Genomic DNA, 16,279 nt, shown 5'->3' with positions numbered 1-16,279 from the left:
CCCGGGCTACAGGGTCTTCATGAATTCAATCAGGGCCCGCTTGTCGACGTCCGACAGCTGCGTGCCGTACAGGTGACCGCCGTTGTGGTTGCCTTCCAGGCGGGTGTCGTATTTGAAATCCGCCGACGCCTTCATCTGCGCGCCGCTGGTGACGAAACCGACCTTCTGCGGGTCGTAGATATCGGAACCCGTGTAGAACACTTGCGGACGTTGCTCCGGCGCTTGCAACAGATCCCACAGGGTCGGCACCGAGCCGTTGTGCAGGTACGGCGCGCGCAACCAGATGCCGTCGGTGGGCGTGTTGCTGTAGCTCTGGGTCTTGCGGTAGGCGCCAAAGTCGAACGGTGGTTTCTTGAAGCCATGGAACGCCGTCACCAGGCCAGTCGTGAACGAGTTGAGCCGATGGGGATCGGTGCCCAACTGGTCGATGTTGGTGGTGACCTGGCCGGTGTCGCTACGGCCGAAATCATGGCAAGCGGCGCAGTTTTGCTCCCAGATCGGTTTGCCCTGGGCGACTTTCCCTTGGTCCAGGGCGAACGGCCAGGCCGGTGCCTTGTGGCCCAGCAGCCAGTTGGTCACCCGGTTGAAACTCGGCGGCAGCACCGACTCCGGCGTCGCGCCCACGGCCATGGCCGCTGCGTAGTTGCGTTCGTGGATCTTGTTGTTATTGCCGTCCCAATGCAGGTACATGGATTCGCGAGGTTTCTGGTTCCACACCTGGGGCAGGTCCACGGTGCCGATGGTCGAGTCATCCGGGAAGCCGAACACCACCATCTTGGTCGGGTTGAAGGTGTCGGTCCGCCCAGGCCCTTGGGCCGGACGCAGCTTCTGCCAGGCGTAGGCCTGTTTCTGTTTGAGCAACGCGCTCTTGGCCATCGGGATGATCAGGTAGCGGTTGTAGAGCTTTTCAAAAAAGCCCAGCTGGAACTTGCCGTTGATGGCCGCCATCACCGCGTCGGGGGTGAATTTCGGGTCGCTGGCGCATTCATAGGCGAACCATTGGAAGGCTTGCAGTTGCAAGGTATTGGCCGGCGCGGCGGCGACGGGCACCGCGACGTCAGAGGCATTGGCCCGGTAGGAACCGGTGTGGCACAGGGCGCAGTTCGGCTCCACGGTGGGGTAGCCGAGCTGCCGCTTGGCCATGCCGATGGGCAAGTCCTTGCCGTTTTCATAGAGGAAACCGAACACCTCGTAGCCACCCGGCTTGGGCAGTTTTTCCGGGCACATCTGCGGCAGCACGGCGAACAGGTAATACGGAATTCGCGCCTCGATGCCCAGGCCGATGGCGGCGTATTTGTAATGGTCTTCGTCGGAAGCGAAGTCCGGTTGCGGCACTTCCCGGATCATCTGGTACCAGGTCTGGTAGCCGATGAAACCCAACAGCAAGACCACCACCAACGTGCCGACCTTGAACCCGTGGCTCTGCCAGCGCAGCGCCCAACCGGCGCGCCATTCCCGCCAACCGGCACAGAGCAACGCCAGCGGACGATTGGCCACCGGGCTGCCGAGGTACAGCAGCACGCCCAGGACCAGGAACATGGTCAGGTCGCCCATCAACATCGGCACGAACAGCGAGCCCTGGTTGTTGGTGTTGATCAGGTAGATCCAGAACACCACCGCCACCAGGCGCGACAGCACGCACAACCACGAATGCACCACGAAACGCGGTGCGTTGAAGCCCGAGGGCATGTAGAAAAGGCTGATCCCCACTAGCAACATGCCGGCGTTTTCCAGCCAGGGATCGGACAGCACGGGCGGCAGGCCGAGCATGGACGTCAGCAAGGCCGGCGCAAACAGCGCCGGGATCGCGAAGAACATGTTCATGACAATCCCGACCCAGATGATGCGTTGGAACCAGCGGATGTAAGTGTTCATGGCATCCTTTTCCTTATTCCTGACTCACGAGATGCGGCGCTCTGGTGATCGCCATCGCGAGCAAGCTCGCTCCCACACTGGATCAGCGGTACATAGCCCCCCTGTGGGAGCGAGCTTGCTCGCGATGCAGTCGACTCGGTCTTGAGTCAACCGAGCGCCGTCTTCTCCAGGTGCTCAAGGATGATCGGATACACATCCACCACCGCGTCCTTGCCGAACATGCAGTCGATGTGGCCGTACCCCGGTATTTCGTGGCGGCTGAACAGTTGCGGACCATGCATGTCGCACAGCCGTTCGTAGGTCTTGAGGGTGCTTTGCGGCAGGTAGCACTGGTTGTCGGCGCCGCTGATGAAGCAGATCGGTAACTTCAACCGGTCGAAATGCGGCATGTAGACGTCGTTGCCCTTGAAGTCCACCAGGTGCCCCTTGCGCACGATCAGCGCCAGGTGCTCGAAAGTCTGGATGTTCGACTCGCCGAACAATTCATGCAGGTTGTCGTGCAGGGTTTCATTGAGGGTGTCGTGGCGGTACAGCGAGGCGTACATGAACGTGATGCGATGGCAGACCGGGTTGGTGCAATAGCCTTGGGCCTCGATCCGGGCATAGCCGTTGAGGGCCTTGTCGTAGAGTTTGTTGAACCAGCTTTCCTTGGTGTCGGCGTAGGCGGTCATGGATTTGATGCCGATGGCATCGAGCATTCCCGGCAGATGCAAACCGGCCTTCAGACCGGTGGCGGTGGCGACCACCGTGTCGGCGGCGATCTGCGAGCAGACCACCGAGCGCACGCCCTGCAATCCCGCGAGCATCGACATGAAGAAGGTCGTCGCACCGTAGCAATGCACCACGCATTGCACGTCTCGGGCCTGGGTCGCCTGCTGGATCTGTTCGATGGCGGCCTTGAAATCGTACTGGGCGACCTGATCGCCGTTCCATTCATTTTTGCTGGCCGGCAGCAGGATGCTCACCCGAAGATCCAACAGCCAGACGTCGTATTCGTGTTTGCAGAGGTACTCCAGCAGGTTGGTGTGGATGGTGTCGGTGGAGAAGATATTCGAACCCACGCCCAGGCCATGGACCAGCATCACCGGACCTTTGCTGCCGGCCTGGTAGCGGGTCAGGCGCAACTCGACGTTGTCCTCGGTCTGGAAGAAATGCACCACGGGGGCCGGCGCATCCAGTGGCCTTTTCAAGCGGGGTGGTGCGTCCGGGTTGAAGTAGACGTCGCCAGCGAAGACACCGCCGTAGCTCTCCCACAGGATCCCGGCGAAGAACTTGCCGAACCGCGCCAGCGCCTCCACCCGCTCGCGCTCATTGCGGGCGTTGAGTACCTTCATCGTGGTCATCTGCTTGGCAAAATCGGCCGGCAGGATATGCATCACCCCGGAGCCGAGCACTGCGCCGGTCTTGTCCGGTCCGCGATAGAGCGTGACGTAGAGCGTGCTGGTGTCGTGCCAGATGTTCAACACGCCGTTGTCCTCGGGCACGGTCTTGAAGGCGCTGAAAAAGTAGTCGCTGCCGTCTTCGGCGGTCAGCTTCATGTCGTAGTTCATATGGCGCACGCCGACCTGCTCCTGGTATTGCTCGAACAGGTTGAACACGCCGTTGCTGGCAACCAGCGGCTTGGCCGACAGCAGAGGCGCATCGAGGGTGCCCACCAGGGTCGCGGCGTGCTCCGGTTCCTTGATCAAGCGATCAAGGTCGGCGGCGGTGATGGTCAGGGTGAATTCGATCGGTGAGTTATCGGCCTTGCCGCGCTTGGCCGCCGCTTCGTAAAGATTGAGGTCGGTGCCTTGGGGCTGGGTGAACGCCGTGGAGAAATACCCCTTCATGGTTTCGGTGAACTGCACGCCAAGGGTCGGCGCCGCCACCGGTTTGCGCGGGGCCGACGGCAGCGTGTAGTCGATCAGCCAGCCGCGATCCGCCGCCAGCAACCCCATGTTGCGCTCACTGACCGCCGAAATGGTCAGCAACGGGTTGACCGCCAGGGACGTCGGGATCACCGAGCCGTCCGCCACGTACAAGCCTGGGTAGACGTCGGTGCCGCTGGCACCGCTGAACACCTGGCCCTTGTGGTTGACCACGCCCTGGACCGCGTCTTCGCCCATCACACAGCCGCCCAGCGGATGGACCGAGACGATGCTGTGCTTGAGCAGTTTGGTCCAGATCGGGTTCTCGACCCAGATCCCGCCCAGGGCCTTGGTGCTCTGGTGCAGCCGTTCGTTGCCGAGGGTGACGTTTTCCTGCTCGCCGACACCCGGCCAGTCGATGCGTAGCTGATCCTTGTTGTCGAGGACCATGCGGCCCTTGCCGTTGTCATGGCTCATGATCAAGTAGGTCTGCATGTTGTGCAGTGCGCCGTAATACGGCCCGCGCAGAAAGCTCTCGGCCTCGCGGCCCTTGTACTTGAGGCTGGCACCGAAGCCAGTGTCGGTCGGCACGCCGATCATTTCAGCGAACGTCGCCATGCTCGGCACCATGGCCCGGCCTAGGGCTCCGGGGATCGAGCCCTCCTCGATCACCATCCGGCTGCGCCAGTCACCCTCGGTGCGCATGTCGATCACCGACGTGATGCACGGCCCCACCGGCTCGAGTTCCTTGGCCGAATGGGCGCCAAAGCCGATGCCGTTGATGACCTGGTCGCAGTTGTGGCCGAAGCCGAGGATGTCACCGTTGCCGCTCATGTTCTCGCCCAACTGGGCGGACATCGACAAGCCCTTGTCCCTCGAGCGCAGCATGATTTCGGTGGAGCCCAAGGTGCCGGCGGACACCACCACGATGTCTGCGCGGACAAAAAGCGTCGGCGCCGAAAACATCTCGCGACCGCTGTCCAGGTACTGGAAATGCACGATCCAACCATCGCCGTCGCGCTCCAGGTGCCGCACCTCGGCCTGGCAGAAAATCTCCGCGCCGTGGTTCCAGGCGTCCGGCAGGTAGTTCATCAGCGTGGTGTTCTTGGCCTTGTTGTTACAGCCCGAGACGCAGTCGCCACAGCCGTTGCACGGCAGTTGTTCGACGCCGACGTGGTTGAGGTTGTTGGGCAGTTTGTCGAAGGTCACGTTGATCGGCGGCTTGTAGAAATGCGCGCCCTGCTTGAGGTAATCCGCCGATTTCTTGTGGGCGTCGAGCTTGGGCAGGTTCGGCGAGGACGCCGGATAGGGATTGGGCTTGAGCATCTCCCGGGCCCGCGCATAACCGTCCTTGAGCAGCGTGTCGCTGTGCTCGCGCATCGCCAGCGGCCAACGCGGGTCCTCGAAGACCCCGGGTTCGGCTTCCAACGCGACGTTGGCATTGATCAGCGATGTGCCGCCCAGGCCACAACCGACCACCACGTTCTGCTGGGCGTTGACGTGCAGGTCGAACAACCCGGTGCGCGAACCGATGTGACCGTCCGGATCATGCACCTGCAACTCCTCGGTGGCGGCGAGCAACGTGTTGGGGTACTCACCGGGCTGGATCTCCCGGCCCCGCTCCAGTAGACAGACCGTGCGCCCGGCCCGGGACAAGCGCGACGCGGCGATGCCGCCGCCGTAGCCGGAACCAATGACGATAACGTCGTAGTGTTCCTTTATTTCACTGATGGGGGTCGAGATCCGTGTCATGTTCAAGTCCTCTCAGGCAGAAGGGGCAACTCTGCGGTTGCCTGCAAATCCACAGGCGCACAAGCGCCTGGCCGCTATCCCGTATGGGTTGGAGCGGCAGTCAACGGTGTCGGTGGGAAAAGCTCAGGTGTTATAGGCGCGCACGCTGATTGGCTGCGCGACGATGAACACGTCTAGGCAGCGCGGTGGGAGGCGTCGGGATGCACGTCGGGGCTGAAGCGAGTAACGAGGTGGGGGCCTTGCTATCCATCGTGCGTTCTCCCTGAACCAGATATGGATAAAGTCGCGCTGTCCTTGTGCCCTGAGTGAAGACAGGCGACACCTGTACGTCAAGGCAGTTCCTTAGAACTGTATGAAATTTGATCTATCGCGTTTGGCGCTAAGCCCGCCGTGGCCTACAGGGTTCCGCGAACAAGTTATCCACATGGACACCCACAGCAAATGGGGACAACCAGGCTCGCGTCAGAAATTTTTTGAGCGCCGATGTGAATAAAATCCGTGACTTACCCGTCGGCAACGGTTTCCTGACGGATTGACTGTTTTTTGATCAGACCGCTGAGAAGCCTGAATATCAAGGGCTACAGAGCAGAGCGAACACCTTATCCACAGAAGCGCCAACAGTGTTTGGGGGTAAATTTGACGGTTCTGTGGAAAACCTATCGAACGCCTTCCAAATCGGTGTTTTCCGGACGTTTTCAAGAGGCCGGGGCGAATTTGGCTATTATTTAACCAATACCTTGCAGGCACCGTAGCGCTTGGCTTGCAGCGGAAAGCGAACATCTTATCCACAGAAGCGCCAACAGAGATTGGGGGCAAGTTTTCCTCGCACCGGGGGTTTATTCACAGAGAAAAACCAATAAAAACCGATGGTTAGGTTGGCTATTTATTAATCGATGGGCTGGAGAGCCTGATTGGCATGGGCCGTAGCGAGGGGCCAACAGGTTATCCACAGAGGGACGCACAGGGATTGTGAGTAACGCTTAATGGGTTAGCACAACATACAGGCGCACCGCCAATCCCCTGTGGGAGCGAGCTTGCTCGCGATTGCATTCTGCCAGCCATATAATTTTGACTGACCCACCGCTATCGCGAGCAAGCTCGCTCCCACAGGGATTGGCGGTGATTCGGGTTCAGCGAACCACCCCTTCTTCCACCAACAGCTTGAGAATCGCCTCGGCCCCCGCCTCCGGGCTCACGCCCTTGAGCACTTGTCCGCCTCCGCCGCTGGCCTTGGCCGTGGCGGCTTTCATGCGGTCGGCACCGCTCTTGGCCTTGATCACTTTCAGACGCTTGGGTCGTGGCTTGGCCGGCTGCAGGGTCGCCACCGCCAGCAACGCATCGTCGATGATCTCGACTTCCTCAGCGTGCAACGCCCCACGCCGCGCCGGGCCGTAGGCGCTTTGCCGAGGTTTGGGCGCAGCGTTATCCACAGTGGCGAGAAATGGCAGGCGCACCTTGAGCCGTCGCCGCTGGCCACGGGGCAAGGCTTGCAACACCAGGGCCGCGCCGTTTTCGATGGATTCGACCTGAGCCAACCCCACCACCAGCGGCCAACCGAGACTCTCGGCCAGCAGGAACGGCAGCATGCCCGAGCCTTCGCCGGTTTCCGCCTGGCTCCCGGTCAGCACCACTTGGGCGCCAGCGTCACGCAGATAGTCGGTCAGAGCCGGCAACGCATCGGCCCCGTTCGGGTTTTCCAACACGTGCAGTTCATCCAGCCCCATGCCCAGGTAAGCGCGCAGGGCCGGTTCGGCCACATCGCCGGCGTGCAGCACTTGCAGGTCATTGCCGGCCAATTGCAGGCCCAGCTCCACGGCGCGGGCGTCTTGCTCGGCGCGCCGGGGTCGACCAGAGGTCGGGTGGGCGCCGATGGAGACGAGGCTGATCACTTGGGTACTCATGAACGTTTCCTTAGCTTAAGCCGCATCGCGCCTGGCTTCGTTGCGGTAAGCCTCTACCGCCGCGATCAGGGCCTGGAGAATCGCCGCGCTGTCACCAATCACCGACAGGTCCGCACGCTTGATCATGTCGCAGCCCGGATCGAGGTTGATCGCCACCACCTTGTCGCAGGCACCGATACCTTGCAGGTGCTGGATCGCCCCGGAGATCCCCACGGCTACATAAACCCGTGCCGTGACCCAGGTACCGGACGCACCGACCTGGCGATCGCGAGCCATGAAACCGTCGTCCACCGCCACCCGCGAAGCGCCTTCGGTAGCGCCCAAGGCCGCCGCCGTCCTGTGGAAAAGTGCCCAGTCCTTGACGCCATTGCCGCCGGAGAAAATGAATTCGGCCTCGGCCATCGGAATCGCGCCGGGGTCCACCGCCACCGCGCCGAGGTCTTCGATGCGTGACAAGCTGCGGGCCACGCTTGTGGATAACTCCACCGGCAAGGCTTCGTGACGGGTTTCGCTGACCGGCTCGGCGCATTCGGCAGCGGCCAGGATCAACCGCGCCAATGGCCGTGCGAGGTCTTGCAGCCCCGCACCGGCGCGGCCGATGCACGCCTCGCCCTTGACCTGCCAGACCCGTGTGGCCGGGCGTTCGCCCAAGGCCGCGGCGAAGCGGCGACCCAGTTCACCGCCGCCGCTGCGACTGTCAGGCAGCAGCCAATGACGCGGATTGAACTGGTTATCCACAGCCCGCAGGCCTTGTACCCGTTGCTCCGGTGCATAACCGCTGAACTCTTCGCCCTCGAGCACCAGCAGGCGGTCAACGCCTGCGGTGGCGAAAGCGCTTTCCTTGTGCTCGCCGAAGACCACGGCCAGCACTGCACCGTCGGTACCCGCGAGTTGATGGGCCAGGCCCAGCAGGTCACGGTCGTGACTGCTGAGGCGGCCACCGACCATGTCCGGCACAACGCTGATGTAGAACGCCGGTTGCACGACTTGATGCAGCGGCAGTTGCACTTCCGTCGCCGCGGTACGCTTGGTTGCGCCGCCCTGCTGGGCGCCGCTGCGGTCAATGCGCTTGATGCCGTTGGGACCGATGAAACCGACACCATGGACATTCTTGCGAATGACGCCGTTGGGCCCCATCCAGCTGTGCTGCACCGGTTGCATGGCAGCGTGCAGCGGGTGCAGGCGGTTGCGGGCGATCCACTCGGCGCGAGGGTCGCGGCGGATGATGTCGCTCATTAATGCACCTCCGCAGGTTCACGTTTGGCCGGGGCCGCGGGCTTGCTCGGCGCCGCGTCTTCAAGCAGCGCGTCGGCCACCAGTTCGGCAATGTCCTTGATCATCGGCCGTGGTTCGACCACGCCTTCGAGCATCGCGGTGCATTGTGGACAACCCACCGCCACCAGCTCGGCGCCGGTTTCGCGGATGTCGTCCATGCGCATGTCCGGGATGCGCTGCTTGCCCGGGATGTCCGTGATCGGCGCGCCGCCGCCACCGCCGCAGCAACGCGAACGGAAACCGGAACGCTGCATTTCCTTGACCTCGATGCCCAGCGCACGCAGCACCTGGCGCGGCGCCTCGTATTCGCCGTTGTAGCGGCCCAGGTAGCACGGGTCGTGATAGGTCACGCTGTCGCCCTTGTGCTGGCCAAGGTTCAGCGCGCCGGCGTCGATGATTTCCGCCAGGTAGGTGCTGTGGTGCTGCACCAGGTAGTTGCCATCGAAGGCGCCGTATTCGTTTTTCAGCACGTGGAAGCTGTGGGGGTCGCAGGTGACGATGCGGTTGAAGCTGTATTTGGCCAGGGTCTGGATGTTGCGCTTGGCCAACAGCTGGAACGTCGCTTCATCGCCCAGGCGCCGGGCCACGTCGCCACTGTCGCGTTCTTCGAGGCCGAGCACGGCGAAGTCGATTTTCGCCGCCTTCAGGACTTTGACGAACGCCCGCAGGGTGCGCTGGTTGCGCATGTCGAAAGCGCCGTCGCCGACCCAGAACAGCACGTCGGTGGATTTCTTCTCGCTGAGCAGGTTCAGGTTCAAGTCCGCCGCCCAGTTCATCCGCCCGCCGGGGGCGAAGCCGCCCGGGTTGTCGGTGGCGATGAGGTTTTCCAGCACCTCGGCACCCTTGTTCGGCGTCGCGCCTTTTTCCAGGGTCAGGTGGCGGCGCATGTCGACGATGGCGTCGACGTGCTCGATCATCATCGGGCATTCCTCGACGCACGCCCGGCAGGTGGTGCAGGACCAAAGGGTCTCGGCATCCACCAGGCCGTTGACGATCGGCTGGTGCGGATTACCGCTGTGCTCGCCCACCGGTTTACCCGGATACGGACTGCCGGCGAATTTCGCATCGGTGCCGCCGGCCAGGCCGACGACCATGTCCTGGATGAGTTTTTTCGGGTTCAGCGGCTGGCCGGCGGCGAACGCCGGGCAGGCTGCTTCGCACTTGCCGCACTGCACGCAAGCGTCGAAACCGAGCAATTGGTTCCAGGTGAAATCCTTGGGTTTTTCCACACCCAGCGGTGCGGCGGGGTCGTTCAGGTCCAGCGGCTTCAAGCCCGTGGAGCGGCCACCACCAAAGCGTTCGGCGCGGCGGTGCCAGGCCAGGTGCAAGGCACCGGCGAAGGCGTGCTTCATCGGCCCGCCCCAGGTCATGCCGAAAAACAATTCCGACACACCCCACAGCACGCCGACACCCAGGATCGCCGCCACCAGCCAGCCACCGAAGTTTTCCGGAAGGATGCCCGCCACCGGCAGGGTCACCAGGAAGAACGACGCCGAGAAGGCCAGCAGGCTTTTCGGCAGGCGCATCCACGGGCCTTTCGATAAACGCGCTGGCGGGTTGCGCCGCCGCAGGTACATGAAGATCGCCCCCACGAACATCACCGCCGACATCAGCAGCAACGCATAGCCGAGGATACGGTTGTGCAGGCCAAAACCGTGGACGAGGATCGCCAACACAATCGATGCCACCGCACCACCCGCCGTGGCGACGTGGGTGTTGGCAATGTACTTGTCCCGCGCCACCACGTGGTGCAGATCCACCATGTAGCGCTTGGGCATGGCAAAGAGACCGCCGATCAGATCGACTTTCGACGGTCGTCCCCGGCGCCACATGTTCACCCGCCGCAGGGCGCCGAGGGCCGCGAGGCCCAGGGCTGCGAACAGCAGGATTGGAAGAAGGGTGTTCAACATAGGTGTTGCTCCCAAAGACCTCAGGGTCTTGCAGGTCGAGATGCCTTACTCGGTCACTGTGGGAGCGAGCTTGCTCGCGATTGCATTCTGTCAGTCACATTTGCATTGACTGACCCACCGCTTTCGCGAGCAAGCTCGCTCCCACAGGATCATGTGCAAGCCGTTAGAAATCCTTGCACAACCGCAGGGCGTCATAGATGGCGGCGTGAGTATTACGCTGGGCCACGCAATCGCCGATGCGGAACAGCAGGTAGCCATCGCCGCTCTGCTCCAGGCACGGCTGGGGCTTGATCGCGAACAGGGCTTCGACGTCGATCTGGCCCTTGTTGCGCGAACCTTCCTTGAGCGCGTAGTAGATTTCTTCGTCCGGCCGCACGCCGTTTTCCACCACCACCTGGTCCACCACACGCTCTTCCTTGGCGCCGGTGTATTCGTTCTCCAGCACCGCCACCAGCTTGTCGCCTTCGCGGTAGACCTTCTCCAGCATCATGTCCCCGGTCATGATCACTTCCTTGGGGTACATGCTGCGGTAGTAGGTCGGGAACGACGTCCCGCCAATGGCCACGCCCGGCTTGATGTCGTCGGTGACGATCTCGACCTGGCTGCCCTTGTCGGCGAGGAAGTCGGCCACCGACATGCCGGTGAACTCGCAAATGGTGTCGTAGACCAGCACGTTCTTGCCTGGCGCGACCTTGCCGTCGAGCACGTCCCAACTGCTGACCACCAGCCCTTCGGCGGCGCCCCAGTGTTCGTTCTGCTCCAGGTTCGGATGCCCGCCGACGGCCAGCACCACCACGTCCGGACGCAGGTCCATGATGGTCGGCGCGTCAGCCGCCACGCCCAGGCGCAGGTCGACTTTCAGCCGCGCCAGTTCCAGCTGGAACCAGCGGGTGATACCAGCGATCTGGTCCCGTTGCGGGGCTTTCGAGGCGGTGGTGATCTGCCCGCCGATGAATTCCTTCTTCTCGAACAGGGTCACGTCGTGGCCACGTTCGGCGGCCACCCGCGCCGCTTCCATCCCGGCCGGGCCGGCACCGACGACAACGACTTTGCGCTTGGGCCCGGTGGATTTCTCGATGATGTGCGGCACGCCCATGTATTCACGGGATGTCGCGGCGTTCTGGATGCACAGCACGTCCAGCCCTTGGTACTGGCGGTCGATGCAATAGTTGGCGCCGACGCACTGCTTGATCTGGTCGATCTGGCCCATCTTGATCTTGGCGATCAGGTGCGGGTCGGCGATGTGGGCGCGGGTCATGCCGACCATGTCGACGTAACCGCCCTCCAGGATCCGCGTGGCCTGGTTCGGGTCCTTGATGTTCTGCGCGTGCAGCACCGGGACCTTGACCACTTCCTTGATACCGGCGGCCAGGTGCAGGAACGGCTCCGGTGGATAACTCATGTTCGGGATGACGTTGGCCAGGGTGTTGTGGGTGTCGCAACCCGAACCCACCACACCGATGAAATCGAGCATGCCGGTGTCATCGTAATACTTGGCGATCTGCTTCATGTCCTCGTGGGACAAGCCGTCCGGGTGGAACTCGTCACCGCACAGACGCATGCCCACGCAGAAATCATCGCCCACTTCGGCGCGCACGGCCTTCAACACTTCCAGGCCGAACTTCATGCGGCCTTCGAAGCTGCCGCCCCATTCGTCGGTCCGCTTGTTGACCCGCGGGCTCCAGAACTGGTCGATCATGTGCTGGTGCACGGCCGACAGCTCGACGCCGTCCAGGCCGCCGGCCTTCGCGCGTCGCGCCGCCTGGGCGTAGTTGCCGATCACCCGCCAGATTTCTTCCGGCTCGATGGTCTTGCAGGTGGCACGGTGCACCGGCTCACGCACGCCGGACGGCGACATCAGGGTCGGCCAGTTGAAGCCGTCCCAGCGCGAGCGACGGCCCATGTGGGTAATCTGGATCATGATCTTGGCGCCATGCTTGTGCATGGCGTCGGCCAGGTTCTGGAAGTGCGGGATGATGCGGTCGGTGGACAGGTTCACCGAGCTCCACCATTCCTGCGGGCTGTCGATGGCGACCACCGAAGAGCCGCCGCAGATCGCCAGGCCGATGCCGCCCTTGGCCTTCTCTTCGTAATACTTCACGTACCGATCGGTGGTCATACCGCCGTCGGTGGCGTAGACCTCGGCGTGCGCGGTGCTGAGCACGCGGTTGCGGATGGTCAGCTTGCCGATCTGGATCGGCTGGAACATTGCTTCAAAAGCCATGGCGCGATCCTCGACTTACAACGGCTTGACGATGAACAGGCCGTCGTCGTGGCCTTCTTCGGAACCGCCGTAGACCTGCTCGGCCACGGTGCGGATCGAACTGCCGCGCGCGGCCAGGATCTGGTCCATGGCACCGGCGAACCAGCCGGTGAACATGTAGTCGACCTTGCGCCCGACCTTGCCGTACACATAGACGAACGCCGAGTGCTCGAGCTTGACGCTGGCGGTGCCTTTGTCCAGGTCGATGTCCTGGATCTTGAACAGGCCCCAGCCCCGCTGCGACAGGCGCTTCATGTAGTGCTCGAACACCGCGACGCCTTCCAGGCCGTGGCATTCGGCTTCTTTTTCACACCAGTGCCAGGCGGATTTGTAGCCGGCCTTGTAGAGAATCTCGGCGTAGGCGTCGGCGCCCAGCACTTCCTCGATGCCCATGTGGTTGTTGACGAAAAAGTGACGCGGCACGTACAGCATCGGCAGGGCGTCGGAGGTCCAGACACCGGTTTCGCTGTCGACTTCAATAGGCAGTTGCGGGGCGATCTTGGCCATGAAAACTTGACTCCGGAAATTCGTGATGTGCCTGCGGCGCGAGTGGCCGCAGGTAAAGGATTCAGCGACGCAGCGGGTTATTCGCCCCAGACGTCTTTAAGAACGTTGACCCAGTTTTCACCCATGATCTTGCGCACCACCCGCTCCGGGTGGCCGCGCTTGAGCAGCGTCTCGGTGAGGTTCGGGAATTCGCCCACGGTGCGGATGCCCAGGGGGTTGATGATCTTGCCGAAGCTGGTCAGACGACGGGCGTAGCCCTTGTCGTGGGTCAGCATTTCGAAGAAGTCCTGGCCGTGGCCCTGGGTGAAGTCGGTGCCGATGCCGATGGCGTCCTCGCCGACGATGTTCATGGTGTATTCGATGGCTTCGGCGTAGTCGTCGATGGTCGAATCGATGCCCTTGGCCAGGAACGGCGCGAACATGGTCACTCCGACGAAACCGCCGTGGTCGGCAATGAACTTCAGCTCTTCATCGGATTTGTTGCGCGGGTGCTCCTTCAGGCCGGACGGCAGGCAGTGGGAGTAGCAGACCGGTTTCTTCGATTCGAGGATGACTTCTTCGGAGGTCTTGGAACCGACGTGGGACAGGTCGCACATGATGCCGACGCGGTTCATCTCGGCGACGATTTCGCGGCCGAAGCCCGACAGGCCGCCGTCGCGCTCGTAGCAACCGGTGCCTACCAGGTTCTGGGTGTTGTAGCACATCTGCACCACGCCCACGCCGAGCTGCTTGAAGATCTCGACATAGCCGAGCTGGTCTTCGAAGGCGTGGGCGTTCTGGAAGCCGAAGATGATGCCGGTCTTGCCCTGCTCCTTGGCACGACGGATATCAGCGGTGGTTTTCACCGGGATCACCAGGTCGCTGTTCTCGCGGATCAGTTTCTGGCTGGCAACGATGTTGTTGATGGTGGCCTGGAAACCTTCCCACACCGACACGGTGCAGTTGGCTGCGGTCAGGCCGCCCTTGCGCATGTCTTCGAACAGGTCGCGGTTCCACTTGGCAATGATCAGCCCGTCGATAACGATGCTGTCGGCGTGCAATTCGGCTGGGCTCATCAGGCAGTCCCCTTGTTGGCGATTCATGCGCCGAATCGTGTGCCGGCGCTTTGGGGCCAGCATATGCCGGAGGGCGGTGGCGACCGGGTGCAAAAACGACAGGGGAATTGCCGAAAGCGTCAATCCGCGACAATGGGCTGCAACGCCCCCCCTCCGACCATCTGTTATTTACCCGGCGCTTGCGCCAGAATCCGCGTCACCACTGGCTTTCACTGGATTTGAGCGACAACCCGATGAAATCGATTCTTCTTGCCCTGGCATTGATCAGCACCGTCGCCCATGCGACCGAAGACACCGAGCCCAACCCCTGCGACGAAGTTGAAAACGACGTCCAGACCCTGGCCTGCTCGGCGTATGGAAAAAAGGCTGCCGAGCAGTTGCTCAACGAAAACCTGCAAAGCCTCAATGAGCGGCTGCAGACCCGCTACGCCAGCGACAAGGCCCAGCTCAACGACATCACCGCCAAGATCAAGGCCGCCCAGCAACTCTGGCAAAAACAGCGCGAAGCCGACTGCGCCATCGCCGCCTTCCCGGCCAAGCCCGGCAGCGACGCCTACAAAATCGCCGAAAACGACTGCATGGCCCAGGTGAGTGATGACCGGTCGGAGTTTTTGGAGTCGATTGGGCAGGAGTGAGGGCAATATTCAGACATCTTTCACGCGTTGGCTCTGGACGGGATATAAGTCAGGATTCGCAAATCTTATAAAAGACTTATATCCTTCCATGAACACTATTCACTGGACCAGAAAAGCCGTTAAGCAGCTTTTGAAATTGCACTCCGTCCATCAGGTTCAGGTTCGGGACGCCGTTACGACGCTCGCCCAGATGCCTGACGTGGTGAATGTCAAAGCACTTGTTGGCCATGGCTATGCGTACCGCCTGCGGATAGGTAGCTATCGAGTCATGTTCGATTGGGACGGGGCGATCAAGGTCGTCAGCATTCAAGAGGTCAAGAAACGCGATGAACGAACCTACTGATATTCAGATCATCAACGACGCAGACGGAAATCCGGCATTCGTGGTCATTCCGTATGCGCAGTACGTTGCGCAAAAGCTGGAGCCCGACCTGATCCCGCATGAGGTTGTCAGCCGTATCGTCGACGGCGCCACGCCAATACGCGCCTGGCGTGAACATTTGAACCTGACTCAGGATGAGGTCGCCAGGCGCCTCGGTATTTCTCAACCCGCGTTTGCTCAGCAAGAATCTGTCGCCAAGCCTCGCCGGGCCACCCGCGAGAAAATTGCTGCGGCCTTTGGCATCCATGCTGATCAGTTGGAGCTATAAGAGCTGCCCGCCTCCATCCAGCAAAGGAATTCACATGAAAACGTGCGGCATTGAAATCAAAGGCAGCGAAGCGATCATCGCCGTTGCCTCGCTGGACCAGCAGGCGTTGAGCCACGTCGCATTGAACATCAAGAAGATCGCTCTGGACGATGACGATCAAGCCGCGAACGTCAAGGCCTTCGCCGCCCAGGTACGGGCGTTCGTGACGGACAATGGCATCGAGCGCATCGCCATCAAGAAGCGCAGCAAGAAAGGCGAGTTCGCCGGTGGGCCGACCACGTTCAAGATCGAAGGGGTGTTCCAGTTGCTGGAAGGTTGCGAGGTGACGCTGCTGTCGCCACAGACCATCAACGCCCAGAGCAAGAAACATGATTTCGCCCTGCCGGCGACGCTGAACAAATATCAGCACGAGGCCTATAAAGCAGCCTGCTCGGCGCTGATGAAGAAATAGATCTCCTAAGACAAACACCGTACCTGTGGCGAGGGAGCTTGCTCCCGCTCGGCTGCGCAGCAGTCGTAAAACCGGCCTGCAGGGTTCACCTGCTGCACTGCGGTATCCGGTTTCAGGGCGGCTGCGCCCCAAGCGGGAGCAAGCTCCCTCGCCACGGG

At 61.9% G+C, this 16,279-nt stretch carries 12 protein-coding genes; 4 read left to right on the top strand and 8 right to left on the bottom strand.

Annotation, left to right across the window (positions count from 1 at the left end; all coding sequences use genetic code 11):
- Positions 1-6 precede the first annotated feature (6 nt).
- From Q7C33_RS06190 to Q7C33_RS06155, 8 genes are all read right to left on the bottom strand, one after another.
- The gene (locus tag Q7C33_RS06190) at positions 7-1,875 is read right to left on the bottom strand and encodes a hypothetical protein (protein WP_407683008.1); all 1,869 of its coding nucleotides are present in this window, start codon (positions 1,873-1,875) and stop codon (positions 7-9) included.
- A gap of 146 nt (positions 1,876-2,021) precedes the next feature.
- A complete protein-coding gene (locus Q7C33_RS06185) occupies positions 2,022-5,474 on the bottom strand; it encodes an alpha/beta fold hydrolase (protein WP_407683007.1) in 3,453 nt (1,150 codons plus the stop codon).
- A 1,130-nt stretch (positions 5,475-6,604) separates the two neighbouring features.
- Complete coding sequence (gene etfB, locus Q7C33_RS06180) at positions 6,605-7,375, bottom strand: electron transfer flavoprotein subunit beta (RefSeq protein WP_030139312.1); 771 nt, start codon at positions 7,373-7,375, stop codon at positions 6,605-6,607.
- Positions 7,376-7,390: 15 nt separating this feature from the next.
- Entirely contained in the window at positions 7,391-8,611 is a 1,221-nt protein-coding gene (etfA, locus tag Q7C33_RS06175) for an electron transfer flavoprotein subunit alpha (RefSeq protein WP_217860516.1), read from the bottom strand.
- Entirely contained in the window at positions 8,611-10,560 is a 1,950-nt protein-coding gene (gene dgcB / locus Q7C33_RS06170) for a dimethylglycine demethylation protein DgcB (RefSeq protein ID WP_407683006.1), read from the bottom strand. The genes etfA and dgcB overlap by 1 nt, the downstream gene beginning before the upstream one ends.
- 163 nt (positions 10,561-10,723) lie before the next feature.
- Positions 10,724-12,784, bottom strand: a complete 2,061-nt coding sequence (gene dgcA / locus Q7C33_RS06165; RefSeq protein ID WP_030139309.1) for a dimethylglycine demethylation protein DgcA — start codon at positions 12,782-12,784, stop codon at positions 10,724-10,726.
- A gap of 15 nt (positions 12,785-12,799) precedes the next feature.
- The gene (locus Q7C33_RS06160) at positions 12,800-13,330 is read right to left on the bottom strand and encodes a DUF5943 domain-containing protein (RefSeq protein ID WP_030139308.1); all 531 of its coding nucleotides are present in this window, start codon (positions 13,328-13,330) and stop codon (positions 12,800-12,802) included.
- Between the two features lie 77 nt (positions 13,331-13,407).
- Entirely contained in the window at positions 13,408-14,385 is a 978-nt protein-coding gene (locus Q7C33_RS06155; protein WP_030139307.1) for a dipeptidase, read from the bottom strand.
- A gap of 233 nt (positions 14,386-14,618) precedes the next feature.
- Here Q7C33_RS06155 and Q7C33_RS06150 point away from each other — a divergent pair, with 233 nt between their 5' ends.
- From Q7C33_RS06150 to Q7C33_RS06135, 4 genes are all read left to right on the top strand, one after another.
- Complete coding sequence (locus tag Q7C33_RS06150) at positions 14,619-15,020, top strand: lysozyme inhibitor LprI family protein (RefSeq protein ID WP_030139306.1); 402 nt, start codon at positions 14,619-14,621, stop codon at positions 15,018-15,020.
- Positions 15,021-15,108: 88 nt separating this feature from the next.
- The gene (locus Q7C33_RS06145) at positions 15,109-15,363 is read left to right on the top strand and encodes a type II toxin-antitoxin system RelE family toxin (RefSeq protein ID WP_217860518.1); all 255 of its coding nucleotides are present in this window, start codon (positions 15,109-15,111) and stop codon (positions 15,361-15,363) included.
- On the top strand, positions 15,347-15,670 hold the full coding sequence (locus Q7C33_RS06140; protein WP_030139304.1) for a helix-turn-helix domain-containing protein: 324 nt from the start codon (positions 15,347-15,349) through the stop codon (positions 15,668-15,670). The genes Q7C33_RS06145 and Q7C33_RS06140 overlap by 17 nt, the downstream gene beginning before the upstream one ends.
- A 34-nt stretch (positions 15,671-15,704) precedes the next feature.
- The gene (locus Q7C33_RS06135; protein ID WP_198796841.1) at positions 15,705-16,121 is read left to right on the top strand and encodes a DUF3010 family protein; all 417 of its coding nucleotides are present in this window, start codon (positions 15,705-15,707) and stop codon (positions 16,119-16,121) included.
- The last annotated feature ends 158 nt before the right edge of the window (positions 16,122-16,279 follow it).

Origin of the sequence: Pseudomonas sp. BP11-1-1 (genome assembly GCF_052112105.1) — a bacterium.
In the GTDB taxonomy this organism is placed as follows: Bacteria; Pseudomonadota; Gammaproteobacteria; order Pseudomonadales; family Pseudomonadaceae; genus Aquipseudomonas; species Aquipseudomonas alvandae.
The sequence above is the reverse complement of the archived record's forward strand: the minus strand, read 5'-3'. Positions and strand labels throughout refer to the sequence as shown.